The following is a 246-nucleotide window of genomic DNA, read 5'->3' as shown; positions in this document are numbered from 1 at the left end:
GCGGCTTCAATGGTGGATGGGAGGGGAGCATCGACTACGCCACCGGCGCGGTGACCTTCGAGGTCGAGAAGGTCCGCGAGGTCAAGGAATGGGATGATGACCGCCCCCAGGGGCGTGACTGGGGCAGCAAAGAGAAACGCGACGTTTTCGAGAATGGTTCGAGCGTCTGGCTGACCAGCCAGCTGGACAGTGCCGCCCCGACCACCCACACCATCACCCAGGATCTCGCCCCGCTCGATGTCGAGC

General features: G+C 64.2%; 1 protein-coding gene. It reads left to right on the top strand.

Annotated elements, in window-relative coordinates:
• The coding region (locus tag QD208_RS17615) for a hypothetical protein (RefSeq protein WP_279837693.1) at positions 1–246 on the top strand (246 nt) is incomplete at both ends.

Origin of the sequence: Cobetia sp. 29-18-1, from assembly GCF_029846405.1 — a bacterium.
Classification (GTDB): Bacteria; Pseudomonadota; Gammaproteobacteria; order Pseudomonadales; family Halomonadaceae; genus Cobetia; species Cobetia amphilecti.
Note: the sequence above shows the minus strand (reverse complement) of the source record. Positions and strands in the feature narration are given on the sequence as shown.